Genomic DNA, 24,080 nt, shown 5'->3' with positions numbered 1-24,080 from the left:
TAGCCATAAGAACAATGTAATCTTATCCTAAAATTTGGTATTATCCAAAAAACTTTTTAATTTTGTGACACTTTCCCCCCCCAGAAAAAGATTCAATAACCCCAAAAGTCCTATTTGTATGAAAAAATGGCTTTTTCTTTTATTATTGTTTCCTATAATCTGCATCGCCCAAACGTATCAATATCTTGGAGTGGAAGATGGATTAAGTAATCGGCGGGTATATTGTATTCAGAAAGATAAGACTGGTTACATGTGGTTCCTTACTCATGAAGGTATAGATAGGTACAATGGAAAAGATTTTAAACAATATAAATTAATGGATAATGGCATAGAATTAAATTCTTTGCTGAATCTTAATTGGTTATATATTGATAGAGAAGGTATCCTTTGGGAAATAGGAAAGAAGGGAAAAATATTCCGCTATGATCAGATACATGATAACTTTGTATGTGTTTATAGATTACCTGAAGAAGATTATGAAAACTCTCCGTCTCCTGTCAGCTTCAGTTGGCTCGACAACAATAATAACATATGGTTGTGTAACGAAAAGATAATTTCGCTTTATAATACCCAGACGCAAAAAGTCGTCCAAGTACAAAACAAACTCAATGAAGCTATTTCCGACATCGAGCAAATTGATAGTACGCATTTCTTCATCGGTACCGAAATGGGACTTCATCATGCCAAGCTAGAAAACAACACCTTGGAACTTCTTCCTTGTGACAAATTAGATAATATAGGTATCCAGATTAATGATTTATATTTCGATCCGGAAATCCGTAAATTATTTATTGGAACTTTTCAACGTGGAATTATGGTATATGATATGGAGATAAAGTCTACCATACAACCCCAGTATAGTTTAACGGATATCAGTATCTCACGAATTAAGCCTTTTAACAAAAGAGAGTTACTGGTAGCTACAGATGGTGGAGGAATCTATAAACTAAATATTGATAATTACAAAACCGAACCTTATATTATTGCAAATTATAACAGTAATAATGAAATGAACGGTAATAGTATTAATGACATTTATATCGATGATGAAGAACGTATTTGGATGGCAAACTATCCCATCGGAATTACAATACGAAATAATCGTTTTTCCAGTTACAAATGGATCAAACATTCTATTGGTAACAAGCAGTCATTAATTAATAATCAGGTAAATTCTATCATTGAAGATAGCGATGGAGATCTATGGTTTGGAACGAACAATGGAATAAGCCTGTTAGAATCTAGAACCGGGAAATGGAGTTCATTTCTAAGTTCCTTTGAGACAGTGCAAAAAAGCAGAAATCATATTTTCACGACTTTATGTGAAGTAAGTCCTGGCGTTATCTGGGCAGGAGGTTATTCTTCCGGTATATATGAGATCAACAAAAAGGCCATGAGTACAGAGTATTTCACTCCTATTTCACTCTCACATGAGAATATTCGACCGGATAAATATATGCGCGATATCCATAAAGATACTGATGGATATATATGGGCGGGAGGATACTATAATCTGAAGCGTATTGATTTACATACCAGAGAGATACGTCTTTATAAAGGACTCAACTCTATTACTGCTATTACAGAAAAAAACGAAAAAGAGATGTGGATAGGCAGTGCAAACGGACTTTACCTTTTGAATAAAGAATCAGGAAGGTTCGAACGTATTCAGCTCCCGGTAGAATCAACTTATATATATTCGCTATATCAGGCTCAAAACGGTTCTTTATATATAGGTACAAGTGGTTCAGGATTATTGATTTATGACCCGGATAAGAAACTATTTAGTCATTATTATACAGATAATTGTGCATTGATTTCTAATAATATTTATACGATATTATCGGACGAGGATAAAGATATACTTTTAGCCACAGAAAACGGACTGACAAGTTTCTATCCCAAACAAAAAACTTTCCACAACTGGACTAGTGAAATGGGACTTATGACAACTCATTTTAATGCATTGTCCGGTATTCTTCGTAAAAATAATAATTTTATATTGGGTAGTGTAGATGGAGCCATTGAATTCAATAAAGATATGAAGTTGCCCAGAAGTTATTCCACTAAAATGGTTCTGAGTGACTTCAAATTGTTCTATCAGACCGTTTATCCTGGAGATGCTGGCTCTCCACTTGAAATGGATATTGATCAGACTAAAAAGTTACGATTAAAATCTAATCAGAATATTTTTTCGATAATGGTTTCTTCCATTAACTACGATTATCCTTCCAATATCCTTTATTCATGGAAGTTAGAAGGATTCTATGATGAATGGAGTAAACCCGGAGCTGAAAACATCATCCGTTACACAAATCTGGCTCCTGGGAAATATATACTTCGGATACGTGCTGTTTCCAATGAAGACAAAAATATTGTAATTGGAGAAAGAAAAATAGATATTAGCATTGACCAACCCTTCTGGCTGACAGCATGGGCAATGTTGATTTATATCATTGGTCTCATTGGGGTAGCTACGGCCACATTGCGTATCCTGATTTTAAGAAAACAACGAAAAGTTTCTGATGATAAAATACAATTCTTCATTAATACGGCACATGACATCCGAACTCCGCTAACATTAATCAAAGCACCAATGGAGGATGTACGAGAAAAAGAACAATTAAGCAAGGAAGGGGTCATGAATATGAATACTGCTCTACGAAATGTAAATGCATTGTTGCGACTGACAACAAACCTTATCAATTTTGAAAGAGCAGATGTTTACTCTTCGGAATTATACATCTCGGAACATGAGTTAAATACATATATGAATGACATATTTAACGCTTTCCAGCCTTATGCCAATATCAAACATATCAATTTCACGTACGAAAGTAATTTCCGGTATTTAAACGTATGGTTTGATAAAGAGAAAATGGAATCTATTCTAAAGAATATAATTTCTAATGCACTGAAATATACCCCTGAGAATGGATGTGTTCAGATTTTTGTTGCAGAAAATAGTGAATCTTGGAGTGTGGAAGTACATGATACCGGAATTGGTATTCCTGCTAATGAACAAAAGAACTTATTTAAACTTCATTTCAGAGGTAGTAATGCCATCAATTCTAAGATTACCGGAAGTGGTATTGGATTGATGCTTGTTTGGAAACTTGTTAAGTTGCATAAAGGAAAAATAAACTTATCAAGTGTAGAGAATCAAGGATCGGTTATCAAAATTACTTTTCCGAAAGATAGTAAACGTTTCCGTAAGGCGCATTTGGCTCTTTCTAATAAACGTCCGAAAGAAGTAGTTAGTAATAATAATTTTCCTCCTGCCGGAATTTATGAAAATATCCAGAAAAAACAGAATCCAGATCATCAACGTATTCTGATTGTCGAAGATAATGATGAATTACGCAATTATCTGCTGCAAACGTTATCGGAAGATTACACTGTGCAGACTTGTTCCAACGGAAAAGAAGCACTAACCATTATACCGGAATATAAACCGGAATTAGTTATTTCCGATATTATGATGCCCGAAATGTGTGGAGACGAATTATGTAATACGATTAAGAATAACATTGAAACTTCGCATATACCTATTATCTTATTAACTGCCCTGAATAATGAAAAGGATATTTTATCAGGGTTAAAAATCGGTGCGGATGAATATATTGTCAAACCGTTCAATATCGGAATATTAAAAGCTACTGTTGCCAATCTATTAGTCAATCGTGCTCTTCTACGAAACAAATATGCCAATCTGGAGATAGATGAAGAAGAGAATAACGATGAAAATAACATTAATTACTCTAAAGATATAGATTGGAAATTCTTAGCGAATGTGAGAAAGCATGTAGAAGATAACATTGATAATCCAGCTCTTACGGTAGATGTACTTTGCAGCCTTGTTGGCATGAGTCGTACCAGTTTTTACAACAAACTAAGAGCACTCACCGACCAACCACCGGCTGACTTCATACGATTAATCCGTTTGAAACGAGCTGTACAGTTACTGAAAGAAGGGAATTATAATGTTACTGAAATATCTGAAATGGTAGGATTTAATGACGTTAAATATTTTCGTGAAGTATTTAAGAAACGGTATAACGTAAGTCCAAGCCAATACCGCAAAGAAGACAATACGGACAAGGAAGGAGGAATATCTAAAGAATGAACATTTATCTTGAATCATTTGGAATTTTTTTTAAAATAGGTGCCTTTACCATCGGTGGAGGATATGCGATGGTACCGCTTATTGAAAATGAAATTGTTACTAAGCGAAAGTGGATAGCTCAGGAAGATTTTATTGATCTATTGGCTATTTCCCAGTCTGCACCAGGAATTTTGGCAGTAAATATTTCAATTTTTATAGGATACAAACTACGTGGTATTCGTGGAAGTATTGTCACCGCATTAGGAACTATTTTACCTTCATTTATCATTATCCTAGCCATCGCTCTGTTTTTCCATAATTTCAAAGACAATCCGATTGTCGAACGTATTTTTAAAGGTATCCGCCCTGCTGTAGTAGCTTTGATTGCAGCTCCAACTTTCACTATGGGAAAATCAGCAAAAATCAATCGTTATAATTTGTGGGTTCCTGTTGTTTCAGCTTTATTAATTTGGCTATTAGGCTTCTCTCCTATCTGGATTATTATTGCTGCCGGCGTAGGAGGTTTTCTTTGGGGAAAATTCAAATCGACTAAAGATAAAGCTGGAAAAATATAATGTTAAAACACATAATTTGTAATTAGAAGCATGATATATATTCAATTATTCTATACTTTTTTCAAAATAGGATTGTTTGGCTTTGGAGGAGGTTATGCTATGCTTTCAATGATTCAGGGAGAAGTAGTAACCCGCTATGAATGGTTAAGTTCGCAAGAGTTCACAGACATTGTTGCTATTAGCCAAATGACCCCCGGGCCAATCGGAATCAATGCAGCTACTTATGTAGGTTTTACTGCTACTGGTAGTATCTGGGGATCTATTATTGCAACATTTGCTGTAATATTTCCGTCCTTTATCCTTATGCTGACAATCAGTAAATTCTTCTTAAAATATCAGAAGCATCCAGTAGTAGAATCAATCTTCAATGGTTTGCGTCCGGCAGTGGTCGGGTTATTAGCTTCGGCAGCTTTGGTTCTGATGAATACAGAGAATTTTGGATCACCAACAAAAGATACTTACTCATTTGTTATCAGTATCATTATCTTTTTGGTTACTTTCATTGGAACCCGAAAGTATAAGGCTAATCCTATTTTAATGATTATTGCTTGCGGGATAGCTGGATTACTGCTTTACTAAATAAATGAAGGACTAAAAATAAAGAATGAAGAATTGGCTGTGCTATCTGCTGCATAGTTATTCTTCATTCTTTATTTTTAGTCCTTTATCTTCTTACAGCTTTACTTTTTTGCTAACAGATTTTGACTCGTTTTGCAAACGGTCTAAAGCTGTCACTACATAACGATATTTTGTTTTCCCGTCATCGTATGGAAGTTTATAAAAAGGATTGCGGGTAATAGCTACAATATGCGAAGGATCTTCAACATCTACTTTTTCTTTCGATCCAAAACGATAAACTACATATTGAATTGCTTTATCCATCTCTGTATCTGCTTTCGGTGCTGTCCAAAAAAGGATATAACCATCTTCGGTCCATACTTTTTTCACTTTACGAACTTTACCGGGAGCTTTGTTATCCATAAAATCAAATACTGGAATCAAAGCCGGATATTTATGATATTCCTGTATCAAAGCGTCCCGATATTGACCTGTGTTTTCAACCAATGCAGCTGCATACCATTGGCAACTTCCTCCAATAGTCTGGTAGGCACGTTGTAATGCCATCTTTCGCGGAAGCTGATTGATAGAAGGATTTTGAGGATCAGCATTCTGCACTGTATTCATTATAGACTGACCTATAAATAACGGACGATTTTCTGAGTGTTTTGCCCACCATTTAACCAATGTCTCGTAATCGGCAGCCTTATGACCTATTTCCCAATAAATTTGTGGAATGTTATAATCAATCCATCCTTCACGTGCCCACAACAGAACGTCTGCATACAAATCATCATAATTTTGCAATCCATTTGTGTTACTACCCAGCGGATCGGACTTCTGATTACGGTAAATACCAAATGGGCTTACTCCAAACTTCACCCATGGTTTTACTCCACGCACTGTCTCATGAATCTTTTTAATCAATATATTGACATTACTTCTACGCCAATCAGCCTTATTATTAAAACCGCCACCGTAACGGGCAAAACTTGCATCATCCGGAAAATCAAGTCCTTTGACTGGATAAGGATAGAAATAATCATCCATATGGATAGCATCTACATCATAACGCGATACGATATCAGTAATAATCTTACAAATATACTCACGACTTTCAGGTAATGCCGGATCAAAAAACAATTGGTCACCATAAGTAACAAACCATTCAGGATGCTCATTATATATATGTGTAGGAGCAAGCTGATTCTTCAATGAAGTCTTTGTACGATAAGGATTAATCCAAGCATGGAACTCCATATTACGTTTATGACATTCCTCAATCATAAACTGCATCGGATCCCACATGGGAGATGGCATCTGTCCTTGAGTACCTGTCAGGAACCGACTCCACGGCTCATATTGGGAAGCATACAAAGCATCGGCCTCGGGGCGTACCTGAAAGATAATCGCATTGATACCCGCTTCCTGAAGCGAATTCAACTGGCTAATCAATGTCTGCTTCAATGTCTCTGTAGGAATACCACGAAACTGCCCGTTTACAGCTTGTATCCATGCAGCACGAAACTCTCGTTTGGGATATTTATTTCCCGAAGGCACCTGTGCCCCAACTTCTACAGCCAGAAGAAAAGCTAAAAAGAAAAGATAATTTTTCAGATTCATAATGTTCTTAAATCATAATAATGTGACGCAAAGATAATACAAACTCTCGATAAATTCGTTAACTTTGCCGACTACCATAAAAAAGGAGTATTTTATGTCAGAAAACAAATATATCTCAATCAAGGGAGCACGGGTTAATAATCTTAAAAACATCGATGTAGATATTCCCCGTAACAAACTTGTCGTTATTACAGGATTATCAGGTTCAGGCAAATCATCGCTTGCTTTTGATACCCTCTATGCAGAAGGACAACGTCGATATGTAGAAAGTCTCAGCAGTTATGCACGCCAGTTTCTGGGACGAATGAGTAAACCTGAATGTGATTTTATCAAAGGAATTCCTCCTGCCATTGCCATTGAACAGAAAGTAAACAGTCGAAATCCACGTTCTACTGTAGGCACTTCTACTGAGATCTATGAATATTTACGCCTGCTTTATGCCCGCATCGGAAAGACTTATAGCCCTATCAGCGGTCAGGAGGTGAAGAAACATTCGACTGAGGATATTGTCAATTGTATGTTATCTTATCCCGAAGGAACCAGATACACTGTATTGACTCCTATAAGACTTCGCGAAAACCGTACTTTACAGCAGCAACTGGAGATAGACCAGAAGCAAGGTTTCAACAGAGTAGAAGTAAATGGTGAAATGAAACGCATTGATGAGTATAACTATACAAAAGGGGATGACGTTTATCTTTTAGTAGATCGTATGGCTGTAGCTAGTAGCAAAGATGCTATTAGCCGACTAACAGATTCTGCAGAAACTGCAATGTATGAAGGTGACGGTACTTGTATACTACGTTTCTATCTATCAACTGGAACAACACAACTACATACTTTTAGTACCAAATTCGAAGCGGATGGCATTACTTTCGAAGAACCTAATGACCAAATGTTTTCTTTCAATTCTCCTATCGGAGCCTGTCCGGTATGTGAAGGATTTGGTAAAGTGATCGGTATTGATGAACATTTGGTAGTGCCGGACCGTTCTTTATCCGTCTACGAAGGTGCTATCGTTTGTTGGCGAGGTGAGAAAATGGGAGAATGGAAAGAAGAACTAATTCACAATGCGGATAAATTTGATTTCCCGATTTTCACTCCTTATTACGAACTGACAGACGAACAACGGCGAATTTTATGGGAAGGAAATCAATATTTTCACGGTATCAATGATTTCTTCAAGATGCTAGAGGAGAGTCAATATAAAATACAGTACCGTGTTATGTTAGCTCGTTATCGGGGTAAAACGCTCTGTCCAAAATGTCATGGTACACGTCTGAAACCGGAAGCCGGATATGTGCGGGTGGATGGAAAGAATATTTCTGAATTAGTAGACTTACCGATTACGGATTTAAAACAGTTTTTTGATCATCTGCAATTGAATGAACACGATAGCAATGTAGCACGTCGTATTCTGATTGAAATCAATAGTCGTATCCGCTTTTTAATTGATGTAGGATTAGGATATCTGACATTAAACCGGCTTAGTAATTCACTTTCCGGAGGTGAAAGCCAACGTATAAACTTGGCGACCTCACTGGGAAGCAGCCTTGTCGGCAGTCTTTATATTCTTGATGAACCAAGTATTGGCTTACATAGCCGCGATACAGATCGTCTGATTCATGTATTGCGCCAGCTACAGCAATTAGGAAATACCGTTGTAGTGGTAGAACATGATGAAGAAATCATTCGTGCTGCCGATTACATTATAGATATTGGTCCCAATGCCGGACGTTTGGGAGGAGAAGTCGTGTATCAAGGTGATATGAAGGACTTGAAAAAAGGTAGTAATAGTTATACAGTACGCTATTTGTTAGGAGAAGAAGAAATCCCTGTTCCTAAGCATCGTCGTCCATGGAATAATTATATTGAGCTGAAAGGGGCACGTGAAAATAATCTGAAAGGAGTTAATGTACGCTTCCCATTAAATGTAATGACAGTCGTTACAGGTGTTTCCGGTTCTGGAAAGAGTACATTAGTACGTGATATCTTCTATCGTGCATTAAAACGTGAACTTGATGAATGTAGTGATCGTCCCGGAGAATTTTCTTCTATAGGGGGTAGCATACAGGATTTACGAAATATTGAATTTGTAGACCAGAATCCAATAGGTAAATCATCGCGTTCAAATCCGGTTACCTACATCAAGGCATACGATGAGATTCGTAAGCTATGGGCAGATCAGCCTTTAGCCAAACAAATGGGATATACCGCCGGATTCTTTAGTTTCAACAGTGAAGGGGGACGTTGTGAAGAATGTAAAGGTGAAGGAACTATTACCGTAGAGATGCAATTTATGGCAGACTTAGTATTGGAGTGTGAATCTTGTCATGGGAAGCGATTCAAATCTGATACATTAGAAGTTAAGTTTCAGGATAAGAACATTTATGATGTATTGGAAATGACAGTCAATCAAGCTATTGAGTTCTTTACCGAACACGGACAAAAAAAGATCGTGAAAAAACTTCTCCCTTTACAAGATGTAGGTCTAGGATATATAAAACTAGGACAATCCTCTTCAACTCTATCTGGTGGTGAAAACCAACGTGTGAAATTAGCATTCTATTTAAGCCAAGAAAAGGCAGATCCGACTATGTTTATATTTGACGAACCTACTACCGGATTGCATTTCCACGACATCCGCAAACTATTGGATGCTTTCGATGCCTTGATCCGTCGCGGACACAGTATTGTAATCATTGAACACAATATGGATGTTATTAAGTGCGCAGATTATGTTATTGATCTGGGACCGGAAGGCGGAAATAAAGGCGGAAATATTGTAGCAGTAGGTACTCCTGAAGAAGTTGCTGCCTGTGAAGCAAGCTATACGGGACAATTCCTAAAAGAAAAGCTCAATTAAAAATGAAGAACTAATAATGAAGAATAAAGAATAAAGAATAAACTATGCTGCAAAGTAATTCTTTATTCTTCATTATTAGTTCTTCATTTAAAAGTAGAATCCAAATCCTACCTTAATTCCAAAACGAGACATATCGCTGTCATTAAAACGCCATTTGTAATAAACGGCAGGTTCAATCGTTACCGTACGGGAAAGGAAAAAAGCATATCCAGCTTCTATACCTAATCCCCAATCGGTCTGATGGTTTCCACCACTCCAACGAAAACGGTTCCAATCAAGTCCACCACCTAGATAGACACCGGTTTTATTGAAATAAAATCGCATTCCTGTACCTATTGTATATTCATCCACCGGTTTCGACCAATCGGCACCGAGATTTACCATCAATGCGATACCGTCGACAAGAAATGTACCGGCTTGTGCACCAATTCCAAATTTTGCCTTATCATTTTTACTGTACGAAAAATCCAATCCGGAAACAGAAGGATTAATAATCGTAGTTCCTTTTTCAAACTGTGCCTGCGCAGTCATTGAAACGACCAATAGGCAAATAGCTAAAGCTAATTTCTTCATGAATTTACTTTTTTGAGTGAATAGATTGTTCGTCTTTATTTCGGCGTTCGCGCATCTGTTCTTTTTTGCGAAGCACTAACCATAGAAGTAATACAATGCCATAAGACACTGCCACTGTAAGCCATTTTTCTGTATTGCTAACTTCCGTATTACGAGGCAACAGATAAGCAGCCGTTACTGATACATAAATAAGGAATGCTATTGCAACCTTTGTTGATTTTCTTATTTTCTTCATTCTGATAATTTTCCTGTCTTTTGTCGCCCAAGCCATACAAAGAACCAAATAATAGCAATCACTACACAACTAATGCCGATATAGTAAGAAAGCATATGCGAAAGTCCTAAGCCTTCGGGCGCAATACATATATAAGTAGAACAAACACACGTCATAAACAAAGCAGGTATCAACGTTATCCAATAAGGCTTTTTTGAAACCGCTAGATAAACCGTTATTGCCCATAACGTAAATACAGCCAGTGTTTGATTAGCCCAGGCAAAATAACGCCATATCATATTAAATCCATTTGCATCTTGTAAACTATATAAAAGTAACCCAATAGCTACAGCAAACATTGGAATACATATATACAAACGACGACGCATACTCTTTTGTTCCAGTCCCAGAAAATCAGCCACAATCAAACGAGCGGAACGGAATGCTGTATCTCCCGAAGTTATGGGGGCTGCAATTACTCCTAAAATAGCCAGCACACCTCCAATAGTCCCCAACCATCCTTTAGTAATAGAGTCTACTATCACAGAAGCATTACTTTCTTCCATCCCATTCTCATGAAAGAAATAAGTAGCGGCAGCAGCCCAAATTAAAGCTACAATACCTTCGGTTATCATTGCTCCATAAAATACCGGACGTCCATGATGCTCTGATGTCATACAACGTGCCATCAACGGACTTTGTGTAGCATGAAAGCCGGAAATTGCACCACAAGCAATACTGACAAACATAATAGGAAAAATAGGAAGTTTATCCGCTTCTGGATTGGTATTCTGCAATCCGTCCCAAAGTTCCGGCAACGCCGGATGATAAACATAAAGCATCACCAAGATGCCAACTGCCATAAAAAGTAAAGCAATCGCAAAGATCGGATAGATTTTACCAATAATCTTATCGACTGGAAGCAACGTTGCTAAAATATAATAAATAAAGACTGCTATGATCCAAAACGTAGCATCCAGGCTCTCAGGTGTCAGTTTGGCTAATAATCCAGCCGGACCTGCTACAAAGACAGCACCTACTAAAATCATTAAAAGAACTGTAAATCCTCTCATAATCTGTTTGGTAGTTAGTCCCAAATAACGACCTATTATTTCAGGAAGACTTTCACCACCGTAACGTAAAGACAACATTCCTGCAAAATAGTCATGAACTGCACCTGCAAAGATACTCCCCAATACAATCCATAAATAGGAAGAGATTCCAAATTTAGCTCCCATGATAGCACCGAAAATCGGACCTAACCCAGCAATATTAAGGAATTGAATCATGAATATTTTCCAAGTAGGTAATGGAATATAATCCACCCCATCGGCTTTTGTAAGAGCCGGAGTTTTACGGTCATCCGGACCAAAAATACGTTCCATCAGACGCCCGTATGTGAAATAGCCCACTATCAACGCTAGCAGGCACAAAGTAAATGTAATCATGGCGTGTTATTTTAACTGTCGCAAATGTAACATAATCTCACGAAATCACACAACAATACCGACACTTTTACTAACTTTGCAGGGAATTAAGACAAAAAATAAGGAATATGCACCGATTTATTTTCATTCTTTTACTTTTGTTTCCCTTCATTTTCACCATGGCGCAACCTAAATTTGAAGTTCGTGCCGCTTGGCTTACAACTGTATATGGCTTGGATTGGCCTCGCACAAAGGCTACGAATCCACAAACGATTCGTCTGCAGAAGGAAGAATTGGTAGATATTCTTGATAAATTGAAAACGGCCAACTTTAACACGGTTCTATTTCAAACACGTACACGTGGTGACGTTTTATATCCTTCAGCCATCGAACCTTTCAATTCCATACTGACTGGAAAAGTTGGAGGAAATCCCGGATACGATCCTTTAGCTTTTGCAATCGAAGAATGCCACAAAAGAGGTATGGAATGCCATGCTTGGATGGTATCAATCCCTTTAGGTAATAAAAAACATGTTGCTTCTCTTGGTAATCAATCTGTAACTAAAAAAACAAAAGATATCTGTGTTTCTTACAAGAACGAATATTTTTAAATCCAGGTCATCCGAGAACTAAAGAGTATTTAATGAAATTGGTACGGGAAGTAGTAGGAAATTATGATGTGGACGGTGTCCATTTCGACTATCTGCGTTACCCGGAAAATGCTCCTCTTTTCCCAGATAGATATGATTTTAAACGATATCACCAAGGCCGTACATTAGAACAGTGGCGGAGAGACAATATATCCGAAATCGTAAGATATATATATAAAGGGGTTAAAGCAATGAAACCCTGGGTAAAGGTCAGCACCTGTCCTGTCGGCAAGTACCGAGATACATCACGCTATTCCTCACGAGGATGGAATGCTTTTTATACTGTCTATCAGGATCCGCAAGGCTGGCTCGGAGAAGGAATTCAGGACCAGATATATCCAATGATGTATTTTCAGGGTAACAGTTTCTATCCTTTTGCTCTCGACTGGCAAGAACAAAGTAACGGACGACAAATTATTCCGGGTCTTGGCATTTATTTCCTTCATCCCGACGAAGGGAATTGGACCCGCGATGAAGTAGATCGTCAGATCAATTTCATACGTAGTCAGAAGATGGCGGGAGAAGGACATTACAGAGTAAAATATCTGATGGACAACACGCAAGGAATATATGATGAACTCATTGAAAATTTCTATGCTTACCCAGCTTTACAACCACCCATGCCTTGGCTGGATAATATTCCTCCATCCGCTCCTTCAGATTTGAAAATCACTACTATTGATTACGGATATACAGAACTGAATTGGAAACAAGCTACAGACAATGATCACCGAAATAAACCGATGTATATAATTTATGCTTCAAATGAATTCCCGGTAGATATCAATAACCCTAAAAATATTGTATCTCAAAATGTTCGTGAAACGAGTTATATCTATGCCCCCATCCTACCTTGGAATGCAAAAAAGTATTTCGCTATCACTGCAATCGACCGATATGGCAACGAAAGCAAAGCTGTGCAAGGAAGTAAATAAGACTTTCGTCATCGTCATATTTTAGCATATTCCACTATGATTCAAGCACATACATTGCGTCATCTTTTTGAAGGGATGAATGACGTACAGACACAAGACGCTTACCCAAGCGAAAACAGTCAGAAAGAAGTTCTTTCATATTATCTCACTGATATATAGAAATATATCATAAAACATGACGAACAGTTTATCTGTTTTCAAATAAACAAATTCACCGTTTCTTTCCTAAAAACTTGTACTTGAGTTGTCCAAATGATGTAATAGACTTGACTGGATGAAGTATATCTCTGACAGAATTGTCCTATATAAGTTGTATACTTATTATACTAGACTCACCTAAGTGATATACTTGAAATAAAAAGATCGTAATGTTTAAAATAAACACCTTTATAATTTTAAAAAAAGATCGAATAGTTTGAATACAAACTTCTCATAGATTAAACCACTCAATTCAATGACAATAAGTTAATCTATGTATCAACATGCGGTTAACACCATAAAAAAATCACATCGGCTCACTTCATTCCGGAAACTTTATCAGTAACTTCTATCCAAGCACGATACCGGCTTCGAGACGTCACAGGTACCAAAGGCAAATAACCGTCACATACACGTCCATTTTCTACATGTAAAGGAAAAGCAGCAATCATTCGCTCATGCTCCTTCAGAGCTATCCCTACCTCAGAATAATAAGCAATTTGAAATATACCTTCTGCTTTGGAAGACAAATAACGGTCTGCCAGAAAACGAGCTATCACTCCCATATTCATTCTCAAATTAATTTCTACACATGGATGAATCCGATAAACAGGACATTTATTCGGGAAATGACAAATCATCATATCTACTCCAAGATAACCACAATACAGATGACCAAACAGATTTGTCAATTCTTCATTCAAACGATTTCGTAACTGAAGTAATTCTTCCAATGGCACATAGCCTGACAATTTATGCAAAAGATCTTCATCTGAAAGAAGTTCATTGCCCGCATACATACCACTCCCACCTGTATGGAAAACAGAATATCCGGCAAATCTGACTTTCCCTTTTCCATCAGAATGGAATTCCATAGCAAAGTCAATCACCTTATTATACCTCAAATCCGCAACTAAGCCCTTGAACGTCCTTATTGCGTTTACACGTCCTCTCATTACTGAATTTGCAGATAATTTGAACTTGAAGCACCCACTTCTGCCTACAATATCCCCTTACCCCACAATGTGACTTGAGGCAATACACAATATCATTCCCATAAGTTGTAGGCATTATCCAAAATCAGTCTGGAAAACATCTGCGTAAGCATTATTACAGGTATAGATGTTCAGCACATACCGCCTTGATGTCCTGATCCACTTGGCTGGTACAGAGATAAACCTGAAGACAAACGCTTTTATGCGACTTGTTGCATTGAGCCCGAACTTCTTTACGTCAAGTCTTTGAATAATGGCCTTGTAAAAGTTACGGATAAGTGCTGTAAGAAGAAGGAACACTGTGTTCTCTGCCATGAAGGATTTGGGCAATCTGTCCCACCCGAAACCATTGTTCATATCATCGAAGATACGTTCCTTTCCTCCACGAAGGTTATAGAACTCGACAATTTCTCTTACGGAAGAATCATAGTCGTTAGTCAGGATACAACGGTATGTGTATTCTCCTTCCCAAAAATCCTGCACACCATCCATCCGTTTCTGTCTTTGAATCACAAGTCGATATGCCTTACCTTTCCACTTCTCAACAAGGATAGAGTTCAATTCAAACTCAATGCCATTGATTTCCTCAGTTTTCCAGCCTTTGAGAGCAAAGGTGTCATTGTAGATCGAACTGCAGCGGTTAGCACGGATATAGAAGGACTTGCAGTGTTTTTCTATTTCCTCCACGATTTCCTCGGAACATGATCCACAATCAGCTCTGAAGCGATTGATAGTGAGCCCATTCTGTTCAAATCTCGCAAAGAACCTCTTCAGCGTGTCCTTCTGATGGAAACGAACATTTGTGTTACCATCGCTATTCTCTATACCGACTATCAAATCGCCAATAACCGCCACGCCAGGGCGATAACCAAGGAACTTCTTGTATGTAGGCTTTGCATCATACTTCTCTGTCTCTATGAACTGATGGTCGAAATCAACATCATACATCTCACCCTCTTTCAGTTGGCCAGATGCAAATATACAATTGAGCAATAAAGTATTGAGAGTGTCAGCCGTATTGAAATCGTAGGTCTTGCCCATATCTGATGTGTATGAAATGTTTTCTTGCGTCAACTCCTTTATCGCCCTGAGGATAGTATCAGAGCTACAAGTGCGAAGTGTCGGATGAAGCGAGAGGTGGTTCATCAAATGAGTAGTGACATCCTCAATACATGAACCGCTACAGAAGTAGATACTCATGAGAGAACGGATGATTTCGCTGTACTGATAACCGAACGATCTACACCTTAGACCGAGGGTTGAGTCGATTACAGATGATAATGTGGAGTCAAATTGCTCCATGATTGAAAATAATCCCCCAAAAGGAGTGAGTCTCTCAGATTTAATTTGTATCTTCGCCATGTCTATCGTCGGATTCTCTTGTTTTTTTTGCAACACTAAGATAAGTGAAAATTCTGACATGGCAAAATCCTGAGCAACTTTTTGTTGCTCAGGTACTTAAAAAGTTTAATTTATAATAGTGTTGCGGAATTAAGGTTATATATAGGTTCCCCAATCACTCCCCCCTGTGAAGCAGCCACACGAGTACACCATCCTGAAATAAAAGAAGTAAATATTCCCTTACACCATTTTAATCCTTTGCCGCTTCCGGAAAGTGGCGCTTTCAATAAACAAGCTGTCTGACTTTCAACAAAAGCCTTCCATTCAGCCGGTGTTTTAAAATAAAATGATTCACCACAAAAATACTCATCCAACTGTAACTTTGGAAGTAAATCCACAGCATAAGAACGATGCGAATAATCTCTCAAAGAAGCCAAATACTCCTCAGAAGGCAATTGTGAGCTATCTATCCCCAACGACAACAAACGCTTTCGTAAAGCTGGGTCCCACCCCCATGGAAAGAACTTCCATTCCGCCCTATCAGCAACCTCCGGCTCTGTTATTAATTGTGCCATATCTCCCAAAAGAACTTGAATTTCCTTCAAAAAGTTCATATTATAAGCCGAAGGAGCCAGTACTTTTGCCTCCTTTTCAGCATACCAAACAGGGAGCAAAGCCAAATCAGCCGCCATCTGACGAGCAGAAGCCGGTGCCATATAATTCGTTTCACCACTTGCCATTGCCAAATCATGTTCGGGATTAAAGATGTAAAGTGACTTTTTCTCCATTTTAAATGTGATTAAAACATTATTCTGCAAATATATACAGGAAATAATCAGGAAGTCTCACAATATAGAGAAACTTATGCTCTAAAGCATATTTTTGCTATCTCTACTTTGCAAAGACTAAAAAAAGCAGTATATTTGCCATCCGAAAACCAAAGAACAGAAATGGAATCATTCTATCGCACACACGCTTACCTTGTCGAACACACAAATGCTCCTGTTCGCCGCGATCTTATGGACGAGATCGACTGGAGTGACCGTTTGATTGGTATTAAAGGGACACGTGGCGTAGGAAAAACCACTTTCCTCCTCCAATACGCCAAAGAGAAATTCGGAACCGATCGTTCTTGTTTATTCATTAATATGAATAACTTTTATTTCTCGGGACATAGTCTCGTAGACTTTGCTAATGAGTTTCAGAAACGGGGAGGAAAAGTCTTACTGATCGATCAGGTATTTAAACATACAGAATGGAGTAAAGAGCTACGCATGTGCTACGACCGATACCCTAATCTGAAAATTGTATTTACAGGTTCTTCTGTCATGCGATTGAAAGAAGAAAATCTTGAATTACGTGATATCGTTAAGAGCTATAATCTACGTGGTTTTTCTTTCCGTGAATATCTAAATTTGCAAACAGGAATGAAATTCCGTTCCTATAGCCTTGAAGAAATTCTCAACAGTCATGAGCAAATAGCCAAAGGGGTACTTTCTAAAGTCCGTCCGTTGGATTATCTTCAGGATTACATTCATCATGGTTTCTACCCGTTCTTCCTTGAAAAGCGTAACTTCTCGGAAAATTTATTGAAGACAATGAACATGATGGTGGAAGTAGATATTTTACTTATCAAACAAATTGAACTGAAATATCTTTCAAAGATAAAAAAATTACTATATTTGTTGGCTGTCGATGGTCCAAAGGCTCCCAATGTCAGTCAATTGGCCAGTGATATACAGACTTCCCGTGCAACGGTAATGAATTATATCAAGTATTTAGCAGATGCACGCCTCATCAATCTGGTTTATCCTAAAGGAGAAGAGTTCCCTAAAAAACCATCAAAGATCATGATGCACAACTCTAACTTGATGTATTCTATTTATCCGGTTAAAGTGGAGGAACAGGATGTACTCGATACCTTTTTCGTTAATACTTTATGGAAAGATCATAAGGTATACAAAGGGGATAAAAACACTTCATTTCTGGTAGATGAAGTAATGCCATTCAAAATTTGTCTTGAAGGCACAAGAGTAAAAAATAATCCAGAAGTGATTTATGCTCTGCATAAGGCAGAAATAGGTCGTGGTAATCAGATACCTCTCTGGATGTTTGGATTCTTATACTAATACAAAAAAGTACGATTATGGATTACAAGAAGTTAGATGAATTGAACAAACTACGCCAGTCCGGTGCACTGACTGAAGAGGAATTTGAGACTGAAAAACAGAAGTTATTCACAGAAGATGAAACTACAAATTCCTGTCCTAGCCAAGAGATTCCAATGGGATTGCAGGAAAATTCTTATCTGGCTTTAATGAACTTTCTGATCCTTGTTCCATATGTTGGATGGATCATTCCTATCGTACTATGGGCGATGGGAAAAAATTCTTCGGAACAAATTAACAAACAAGGAAAATATATCCTAAACTGGTATATCACCTGGTTTATCTTTGGAATAATATTTGTGATAGCATTTGTTGCCAGTCTTCCTGCTGCAATTGCAAGCGGAGCGCTTTCAAATGTATTCGGACTTTTTGGAAGTATATTCTGGCTTTTACCTGTTAGTGCTATTATTGGGATTTTATGTCTGGTTTTTCCTATTATCGGAGGAATCAAGGGACTGAACGGACAAGTATGGAAATACCCGCTTTCCATTCCATTTTTGAAATAATTTATTTACTTAAATATTTAATTTAGTTATGACTAAACAGAAGAAATTCATCACTTGTGATGGTAACCAAGCTGCAGCACATATCTCATATATGTTTTCTGAAGTAGCAGCTATCTACCCCATCACCCCTTCTTCGACTATGGCTGAGTACGTAGACGAATGGGCTGCCGCAGGACGTAAGAACATCTTCGGCGAAACAGTATTGGTACAGGAAATGCAATCAGAAGCCGGTGCAGCGGGAGCTGTTCATGGTTCATTACAAGCTGGTGCATTGACTACTACTTATACAGCTTCTCAAGGTCTTCTCCTGATGATACCTAACATGTATAAAATTGCTGGTGAATTCTTGCCTTGCGTATTCCACGTATCCGCACGTACATTAGCATCTCATGCTCTGTGTATCTTCGGTGACCACCAAGATGTTATGTCTACTCGCCAAACAGGTTTTGCTATGTTGGCAGAAGGTTCCGTACAAGAAGTTATGGACTTAGCTGGTGTAGCTCACTTAGCTACTATTAAAACTCGCGTACCATTCGTAAACTTCTTCGATGGATTCCGTACTTCTCACGAAATCCAGAAGATCGAAATGTTGGAAAACGAGGATCTTGCTCCACTAATTGACCAAGAAGCATTAGCTGAATTCCGTGCCCGCGCACTCAATCCAATGAATCCGGTTGCTCGTGGTATGGCTGAAAATCCTGACCATTTCTTCCAACATCGTGAATCATGCAACAGCTTCTATGAAACAGTTCCGGCTGCCGTAGAAGAATATATGAATGAAATTTATAAGATCACAGGCCGCAAATATGGTTTGTTCGATTACTATGGTGCAGAAGATGCAGAACGCGTAATTATCGCAATGGGTTCTGTAACAGAAGCTGCTCGCGAGGCTATCGACCACTTAGTAGAAAATGGCGAAAAAGTTGGTATGGTTGCTGTACACTTGTATCGTCCGTTCTCTGCTAAACACTTCTTGGCTGCTGTGCCTAAGACTGTTAAGAGTATTGCTGTACTTGACCGTACAAAAGAACCGGGTGCTAACGGTGAACCTCTATATCTTGACGTTAAAGACTGTTTCTATGGTGCAGAAAATGCTCCGGTAATTGTTGGGGGGCGTTATGGTTTGGGCTCAAAAGATACTACTCCTGCTCAGATTATCGCAGTATTTAAGAATCTGGCTATGCCGATGCCAAAGAATCACTTCACTATCGGTATTGTAGATGACGTTACTTTCACATCTCTTCCACAGGAAGAAGAAATTGCTTTGGGTGGTAAAGGCATGTTCGAAGCTAAATTCTATGGTTTAGGTGCTGACGGTACTGTAGGTGCTAACAAGAACTCTGTTAAGATTATCGGTGACAACACTGACAAACACTGCCAAGCTTATTTCTCTTACGATTCTAAAAAATCTGGTGGTTTCACTTGTTCTCACTTACGTTTCGGTGATACTCCAATCCGTTCTACCTATTTGGTAAACACACCGAACTTCGTTGCTTGCCACGTACAGGCTTATTTGCACATGTACGATGTAACTCGTGGTTTGCGTAAGAATGGTTCTTTCTTGCTGAATACAATCTGGAAAGATGAAGAACTCGCTAAGAATTTACCTAATAAGGTGAAGAAATATTTCGCTAAGAACAATATATCCGTATATTACATCAACGCAACTCAGATTGCACAGGAAATTGGTTTAGGTAACCGTACCAACACCATTCTTCAATCAGCATTCTTCCGTATCACAGGTGTAATTCCTGTAGAACAAGCTGTTGAGCAGATGAAGAAATTCATCGTTAAGTCTTACGGTAAGAAAGGTGAAGATGTTGTTAATAAGAACTATGCTGCTGTTGATCGTGGCGGTGAATACCAACAACTGACTATTGATCCGGCTTGGGCTAACCTGCCAGACGATGCAAAAGTTGAAAACAATGATCCGGCATTCATCAATGAAGTTGTTCGTCCTATCAATGCACAAGACGGTGATTTGCTGCCAGTATCTGCATTCAAAGGAATTGAAGATGGTACTTGGATACAAGGAACTTCCCAATATGAAAAACGTGGTGTTGCAGCTTTCGTTCCTGAATGGAATGCAGAAAACTGTATCCAATGTAACAAATGTGCTTATGTTTGCCCTCACGCTTCTATCCGTCCATTCGTACTCGATGCAGAAGAACAGAAGGGGGCTAATTTCACTCAACTGAAAGCTGTAGGTAAAGCATTTGATGGTATGACATTCCGCATTCAGGTAGACGTTCTCGACTGTCTGGGTTGTGGTAACTGTGCTGATATCTGTCCGGGTAATCCGAAGAAAGGTGGCAAAGCATTGACTATGAAACATCTTGAAAGCCAATTAGCAGAAGCATCTAACTGGGAATACTGCGTTAAAGAAGTGAAGAGCAAACAACACTTAGTTGATATCAAGGCTAACGTGAAGAACTCTCAGTTTGCTACTCCATTGTTTGAGTTCTCTGGAGCTTGTTCCGGCTGCGGTGAAACTCCGTATGTAAAACTGATTTCTCAGTTGTTCGGTGATCGTGAAATGGTTGCTAATGCTACCGGATGTTCTTCTATTTACTCTGGTTCTGTTCCTTCTACTCCGTATACTAAGAATGAAAAGGGTCACGGTCCTGCTTGGGCTAACTCATTGTTCGAGGATTTCTGCGAATTTGGTTTGGGTATGGAATTGGCTAATGAAAAGATGCGTACTCGTATCGTGAAGTTATTCAATAACATTTTGGCATCTGATAATGCTCCTGCTGAAGTAAAAGAAGTTCTGAAATCATGGATTGAAAATATGAACGATGCAGACAAGACAAAAGAGCTTGCACCTCAGATTGAAGCTATTATTGAACAAGGCATTGCTGCTGGTTGTCCAAATAGCAAAGAACTGAAAGGTCTGACTCAATATCTTGTTAAACGCAGCCAATGGATCATCGGTGGTGACGGTGCTTCTTACGATATCGGTTACGGTGGTCTTGACCACGTAATTGCTTCCGGCAAGGATGTTAATATCCTTGTTTTGGATACTGAAGTTTACTCTAACACAGGTGGTCAGTCTTCTAAAGCTACTCCAGTAGGTGCTATTGCTAAGTTTGCCGCTGCTGGTAAGCGTGTACGTAAGAAAGACCTCGGTCTGATGGCTACTACTTATGGTTATGTTTACGTTGCTCAGATCGCTATGGGTGCTGACCAAGCTCAGACTCTGAAAGCTATCCGTGAAGCTGAAGCATATCCTGGACCATCATTGATCATCGCTTACGCTCCATGTATCAACCACGGTTTGAAAGCAGGTATGGGTAAGAGTCAGGAAGAAGAAGAAAAGGCTGTTGCATGTGGATACTGGCACTTGTGGCGCTATAATCCAGCTTTGGAAGCTGAAGGGAAGAATCCGTTCCAACTGGATAGCAAAGAACCAAATTGGGCTGAATTCCAACCGTTCTTGAAAAATGAGGTTCGTTACTCTTCAGTAATGAAGCAGTATCCTACTGAAGCTGCTGAATTATTCCAAGCTGCTGAAGACAATGCTAAGTGGCGTTATAATAGCTACAAGCGTTTAGCTAAAAGCAACTGGGGTGCAGACATTGAATAATCAGTAATCATCCTTTATATTAAAAAGGTAGAAATCTTGAAACAGATTTCTACCTTTTTTGTTTATGTCTTATGAAATGGCTGTCCTCAAACAAAAGAGCAATAACTAAACTGCAAGATACATGATTGGGGGCATTATTTGCGTTGTCGGCATTATACAGACATTTCTACGAAAAAAAAGAATGTCCAAGTGGCTGAAATAAATGCTTTTTCATATCCACACAACCATTGGATCTAAAAGTCACCTCTTCTTCCAATAGCAACTGTTTTTGTTCTTCCCATCCAGGCACAAGTCTCCCTGCCGCATTGACTACCCGGTGACAAGGAACAGACAAATCTTGAGGCACATGTTTCAAAGCGCGACCCACCATACGAGAATATTGAGGGAAACCCAGCAATGCAGCAATCTCTCCATAAGTAGAAACTTTGCCTGTAGGAATTTCCTTTACTACTCCATATACATCGTTACAAAATTCTTCAGATAAACCGGTTGTATTTTCTTTATAGTCTTTCATCACCTGCTCATTTTCAAATTCAACGACTTCATATCTCTTTCTATAATCTGGATTCCTTTTTTACTATTATTGGCATTTACTACCGGAAAATACATCAACTCGACTTTTGCCGGATTCAACGTATATTTACCAGTATAGCGCGGTAACAAAGGAATGTTAAACCGATAAGTACCTATCGGTAATCTTTCACTAAAGATAACTGTCTTTTCTTTGAAATACTCACGATATACTTCACATCCAGAAGTATAAATCGGTTTTGAATCATAGCTACATCCCGCGGGAATAGGAACGTCAATCAACACATATTGAGCATTTTCCCGTTTCACTTGTAAAGTGACAGTCAAGATAGCCGGAATACCCGCGGTCAATGTGTCACTACTCAAAACTGATTCTACTTTAAAAACATCACTTTCATGGGCGTTCAACACACGCTTCTTAGAATACGCGCTATAAAGCAAAAGGTTATTTCCTTTTTTCGCTATTATTAAGCTATCGCCTGCTTCCAATCTAAAATGATAAGGAAATTCAGATATCTGCTTATTCTCCTTGCCACGTATTGAAACGACTGTTTCCGTACATTTTTTAGAGTCTGCCAACAAATCGGATAAAACAGTAGCCACTGCTGAGGATGCCTGATACGTATTCCATCCCTGCTGCCGGGTACGCAAAATATATAATTGCATATTTTCTTTCAAATAACACAAAGAAGAATCATTCTTAACCATCCGATAAGCAATTAACGTATTCATTAAATGATCTCCTTCCCAATATTTTGCACGTCGTCCATCACTACAATATACACCTCCTAATACATCCTTTTTAAGATAATGACGTAAACTATCACCTACATTTATCGAATCTGTTCGCTGCATCATCTCCCAAAGAAGCAACTTGTCCTTTAAAAACGAAACAGGGACATACGTATCATTCTTACTCATCAACGAATCTTCCTGCTGTTCCAACTTCCTAATCAACGGATTAAACAACTTAGTTACTTTAGAACTATTAATTGTAACTCCCCAATCAGAAAGTGCATGGAGAATTTCAATATGCTCCAGATTCATTCCACGATAGGGATACATATGAATATAATCCTTTTCTAATCCTTTTACATCTAACTCTACTGTATATCCTTCGTCCTTAGCCAACTTTAAGGCTCGTAGTATATGTGCCGACATCCAATAAGAAGTATCCTCACTATTACCCCACCACGACCATAATTTCTGTTTATTCTGATTTCTCAATA

General features: G+C 38.4%; 14 protein-coding genes and 3 pseudogenes. 8 read left to right on the top strand and 9 right to left on the bottom strand.

Going from position 1 to position 24,080, the window contains the following annotated elements; all coding sequences use genetic code 11:
* Positions 1–118 precede the first annotated feature (118 nt).
* From EJF25_RS22110 to EJF25_RS22100, 3 genes are read left to right on the top strand one after another with little or no spacing between them, the layout of a single operon-like run.
* Complete coding sequence (locus EJF25_RS22110; RefSeq protein WP_125042754.1) at positions 119–4,126, top strand: hybrid sensor histidine kinase/response regulator transcription factor; 4,008 nt, start codon at positions 119–121, stop codon at positions 4,124–4,126.
* Positions 4,123–4,680, top strand: coding sequence for a chromate transporter (locus tag EJF25_RS22105; RefSeq protein WP_125042752.1), 558 nt, complete (start codon positions 4,123–4,125; stop codon positions 4,678–4,680). The genes EJF25_RS22110 and EJF25_RS22105 overlap by 4 nt, the downstream gene beginning before the upstream one ends.
* Before the next feature lie 30 nt (positions 4,681–4,710).
* Positions 4,711–5,259: a chromate transporter gene (locus tag EJF25_RS22100; protein ID WP_125042750.1), complete on the top strand. Its 549-nt coding sequence runs from the start codon at positions 4,711–4,713 to the stop codon at positions 5,257–5,259.
* 93 nt (positions 5,260–5,352) lie between these two features.
* Here the strand turns inward: EJF25_RS22100 and EJF25_RS22095 are convergent, their stop codons facing one another.
* Positions 5,353–6,861 (bottom strand): glycoside hydrolase family 10-like protein, encoded by a 1,509-nt coding sequence (locus EJF25_RS22095; protein WP_125042748.1) that lies wholly within the window; start codon positions 6,859–6,861, stop codon positions 5,353–5,355.
* A gap of 94 nt (positions 6,862–6,955) precedes the next feature.
* Here EJF25_RS22095 and uvrA point away from each other — a divergent pair, with 94 nt between their 5' ends.
* Complete coding sequence (gene uvrA, locus EJF25_RS22090; RefSeq protein ID WP_125042747.1) at positions 6,956–9,727, top strand: excinuclease ABC subunit UvrA; 2,772 nt, start codon at positions 6,956–6,958, stop codon at positions 9,725–9,727.
* Between the two features lie 87 nt (positions 9,728–9,814).
* Here uvrA and EJF25_RS22085 read toward each other — a convergent pair whose 3' ends face one another.
* The 3 genes from EJF25_RS22085 to EJF25_RS22075 are packed head-to-tail and all read right to left on the bottom strand — an operon-like array spanning position 9,815 to position 11,962.
* Entirely contained in the window at positions 9,815–10,300 is a 486-nt protein-coding gene (locus tag EJF25_RS22085; RefSeq protein WP_125042746.1) for an outer membrane beta-barrel protein, read from the bottom strand.
* 4 nt (positions 10,301–10,304) lie between these two features.
* Positions 10,305–10,535 carry a hypothetical protein gene (locus EJF25_RS22080; RefSeq protein WP_125042745.1) on the bottom strand — a complete coding sequence of 77 codons (231 nt, stop codon included), beginning with the start codon at positions 10,533–10,535 and terminating at the stop codon, positions 10,305–10,307.
* Positions 10,532–11,962: a carbon starvation CstA family protein gene (locus EJF25_RS22075; RefSeq protein WP_125042744.1), complete on the bottom strand. Its 1,431-nt coding sequence runs from the start codon at positions 11,960–11,962 to the stop codon at positions 10,532–10,534. Before EJF25_RS22075 ends, EJF25_RS22080 begins: the two co-directional genes overlap by 4 nt.
* 107 nt (positions 11,963–12,069) lie before the next feature.
* Between EJF25_RS22075 and EJF25_RS22070 the strand changes: the two are divergent.
* Positions 12,070–13,526 (top strand): annotated as a pseudogene (locus tag EJF25_RS22070) (glycoside hydrolase family 10-like protein).
* Between the two features lie 515 nt (positions 13,527–14,041).
* Here the strand turns inward: EJF25_RS22070 and EJF25_RS22065 are convergent.
* From EJF25_RS22065 to EJF25_RS22050, 3 genes and pseudogenes are all read right to left on the bottom strand, one after another.
* Positions 14,042–14,644: pseudogene (locus EJF25_RS22065) on the bottom strand (hypothetical protein); the annotation flags it as partial.
* 150 nt (positions 14,645–14,794) lie between these two features.
* Complete coding sequence (locus EJF25_RS22055; RefSeq protein WP_009040242.1) at positions 14,795–16,081, bottom strand: IS1380-like element ISBf12 family transposase; 1,287 nt, start codon at positions 16,079–16,081, stop codon at positions 14,795–14,797.
* A 134-nt stretch (positions 16,082–16,215) separates the two neighbouring features.
* Positions 16,216–16,848, bottom strand: a pseudogene (locus EJF25_RS22050) (hypothetical protein); the annotation flags it as partial.
* 162 nt (positions 16,849–17,010) lie between these two features.
* On the opposite strand from EJF25_RS22050, the gene EJF25_RS22045 reads away from it, so the two are divergent.
* Genes EJF25_RS22045 through nifJ form a run of 3 tightly spaced genes read left to right on the top strand, consistent with a single transcriptional unit; the run spans position 17,011 to position 22,320 of the window.
* A complete protein-coding gene (locus tag EJF25_RS22045; protein ID WP_125042743.1) occupies positions 17,011–18,189 on the top strand; it encodes an ATP-binding protein in 1,179 nt (392 codons plus the stop codon).
* Between the two features lie 17 nt (positions 18,190–18,206).
* Positions 18,207–18,734 (top strand): magnetosome magnetite crystal formation protein family, encoded by a 528-nt coding sequence (locus EJF25_RS22040; RefSeq protein ID WP_125042742.1) that lies wholly within the window; start codon positions 18,207–18,209, stop codon positions 18,732–18,734.
* A 28-nt stretch (positions 18,735–18,762) separates the two neighbouring features.
* Positions 18,763–22,320: a pyruvate:ferredoxin (flavodoxin) oxidoreductase gene (gene nifJ, locus EJF25_RS22035; protein ID WP_125042741.1), complete on the top strand. Its 3,558-nt coding sequence runs from the start codon at positions 18,763–18,765 to the stop codon at positions 22,318–22,320.
* A gap of 166 nt (positions 22,321–22,486) precedes the next feature.
* Here the strand turns inward: nifJ and EJF25_RS22030 are convergent, their stop codons facing one another.
* Both EJF25_RS22030 and EJF25_RS25960 read right to left on the bottom strand, forming a co-directional pair.
* Positions 22,487–22,834: an MGMT family protein gene (locus tag EJF25_RS22030; RefSeq protein ID WP_125042740.1), complete on the bottom strand. Its 348-nt coding sequence runs from the start codon at positions 22,832–22,834 to the stop codon at positions 22,487–22,489.
* Positions 22,834–24,078, bottom strand: a complete 1,245-nt coding sequence (locus EJF25_RS25960) for an alpha-2-macroglobulin family protein (RefSeq protein ID WP_235016896.1) — start codon at positions 24,076–24,078, stop codon at positions 22,834–22,836. Before EJF25_RS25960 ends, EJF25_RS22030 begins: the two co-directional genes overlap by 1 nt.
* Between the last annotated feature and the right edge of the window lie 2 nt (positions 24,079–24,080).

This window comes from Bacteroides faecalis (genome assembly GCF_003865075.1).
Taxonomy (GTDB): domain Bacteria; phylum Bacteroidota; class Bacteroidia; order Bacteroidales; family Bacteroidaceae; genus Bacteroides; species Bacteroides faecalis.
This window is presented reverse-complemented; position numbering and strand designations above follow the sequence as displayed.